This is a genomic window from Bacillus sp. DB-2, assembly GCF_003315125.1.
Taxonomy (GTDB): domain Bacteria; phylum Bacillota; class Bacilli; order Bacillales; family Bacillaceae_G; genus Bacillus_A; species Bacillus_A mycoides.
In genome coordinates, this window is record NZ_QNRN01000040.1 from 1 (window position 1) to 2,321 (window position 2,321).

Sequence of the window (2,321 nt, forward strand, 5' to 3'; positions counted from 1 at the left end):
AAAGCATGACAATTTTATGTCATGCTTTTTTATTTTATAATTACAGAGTTTTGTATACTAGCACTAAAATTTATTTGAAATAATTGTTTGAAAAGATGGTATGAAATAGTGTTAAGTAGCAATAAAGTCTTTTAAAATATAAAAAAGTTGTTTAAAGATCCTTCTTTAACTAAACGGCAGGTTAGTTTTAATACAATGTTTGTTTTATCATTTAACCAAAGTGATAGAAGGTCAAAGAAAAGGCAGTAATAAAGAAGTGCCATTCCTAATGTGGACTGGCACTTGGTAAGGTGTAAAATTCATTATTTGATTTCGGCTGAGGAATTTGATTCATCTATTTTTCCTGTACTTTATTATGATTCCTTAGACAGCCTTTTCTGTTTTAAATACCCATTGTTGGAGAGGTGGTTGATAATACGGTATCATCCACCCTAAAATTTTGCCGATAAAATAGGCGGCAATTAGTGTGCCGATTCCGATTGAGCCTAATGATTGAATGAAAACTATACAGATTGCACCAGCCACACAAATGTTTATTAAATCGCTCAAAATTTTTGCTTTACCGAATTTTAAATTAAATTTTTCACTAATTGCATAAGTTAACGCATCATACGGCATTAATGGCAGTTTCGCTGTTGTATAGCCCATTAAACCGACCGCTATAACAAATAAACTAATAATCAAATATACACTTCGAGCAAGGAGAGTTTCAGGTGCAGGGAAAAGTTGTACAAGGAAGAGCGTTGCATCCATGAAAAAACCAAATAAAAACGAAATAATGAATTGACTCACAAATTCACTTAACTCCATTCGTTTACTTAATATCACTTGAATAATAATGTATAAAACATTTGCAAGCGCCATTGTCACACCAACCGATAAACCAATCGTTAGCGTACTTGCATATGCTAATGATGACACAGGCGATACACCAAATCCTGCTTGAATCGACATGCTAATGCCCATCGACATAAAAAATAACCCGAGCACGTATAAGATGATGCGCTTCAAGGTTCTGCTCCAATGATTCATAGTATCTCTCACTTTCTAGTTAATATTATCAATATAAAGACTATAGCTATAGAATTAAATATAACGCTAAATTCGACATATGAAAAATATATATATGATAAACTAATTATATCAAAAAACATATGATGGAGAGATACAATGGATTTCAGGCAATTATATTACTTTAAAGAAATTGTGAAACAAGGAAGCATTTCTAAGGCAGCAGAAGTGCTCCATATCGCGCAGCCCCCACTTAGCCAATTATTAAAAAAGCTTGAAACTGATCTTGGCACAACTTTAATTCATCGATATCGTCAAAAATGGGAGCTTACAGCAACAGGTGAAATACTATACCAATATGCCAATCAAATGTTAATGCAAATTCAAGATGTAAAGCAGCAAATTCAAGAAATTGAACAAGGTATAGGCGGAACAGTAAGTATCGGTGTATCGTCTACATGTTCGAATATGCTCATTGACTATGTTAGTACGTTTAGAACACAATACCCTAATGTCAAAATAAAAATAGTAACTGGAAATTCAGAAGAATTATTAAAAAGACTAGAACAAAGAGAAATTGATGTTGCCTTACTTTTACGATTGGGCAATAGTGAACAATATGAGATGAAAATATTAAAAAAACAACCAACCGCTGTGATTATTCCATCAAGTTGGGCAGCCTCGTTTTCATCACAGCATGTGACGATTGAACAGATTGCCCAGTTTCCATTCATTATGCTAGGAGCAATGGAAGGACTCTCCTTCAATGAAGACCTTTTCAAAGTATTTGATGAACATCAAGTCAAGCCAAATATCATTATCGAGTGTAAAGATATAAGGATGGTTGTAGCACTTGTTAGTAGAGGACTAGGATTATCCGTTATTCCAAGAATGGATTACACATCATCATTTTTAGAACATACAACGCTTTTTGAATTGAAACAATTTGATTTTCAGTTAGAGCCTGTAATAGTAAAATTAAAAGACCAAAGAATTTCCAAAGTAGCATCTCAATTTTGGGAAATGGCTGATTAGGAGATATGAACAAAGCAAAAATAGCCTCCAATCAAGTAATAAAGACATCTTACGAAAAATTGAGCCGGGATAAAAAGTTCTTTACTAATTTGAAAAAAGCAGTAATTAGATTACTTATTAGTAAAGAGCTTTTTATATAAGGACATAAGTGGTTTCAACAAATGAAAAAGCTCTTTCCCGAGTAAAATGTTCTGTATTAGGTTTAAAAATATAGATATAAAAGAAAAAGCATGACAATTTTATGTCATGCTTTTTTATTTTATAATTACAGAGTT

At 32.4% G+C, this 2,321-nt stretch carries 2 protein-coding genes; one reads left to right on the forward strand and one right to left on the reverse strand.

Annotation, left to right across the window (positions count from 1 at the left end; all coding sequences use genetic code 11):
- Window positions 1-363: 363 nt before the first annotated feature.
- A complete protein-coding gene (locus DET63_RS29995) occupies window positions 364-1,032 on the reverse strand; it encodes a YczE/YyaS/YitT family protein (RefSeq protein ID WP_113938658.1) in 669 nt (222 codons plus the stop codon).
- Window positions 1,033-1,170: 138 nt separating this feature from the next.
- Here DET63_RS29995 and DET63_RS30000 point away from each other — a divergent pair, with 138 nt between their 5' ends.
- The gene (locus DET63_RS30000) at window positions 1,171-2,046 is read left to right on the forward strand and encodes a LysR family transcriptional regulator (protein WP_002086234.1); all 876 of its coding nucleotides are present in this window, start codon (window positions 1,171-1,173) and stop codon (window positions 2,044-2,046) included.
- Window positions 2,047-2,321 lie beyond the last annotated feature (275 nt).

Coding starts and splice junctions, on each gene's coding strand:
- DET63_RS29995 (WP_113938658.1), bottom strand. CDS start 1,032: ATGAATCATTGGAGCAGAACCTTGAAGCGCATCATCTTATACGTGCTC.
- DET63_RS30000 (WP_002086234.1), top strand. CDS start 1,171: ATGGATTTCAGGCAATTATATTACTTTAAAGAAATTGTGAAACAAGGA.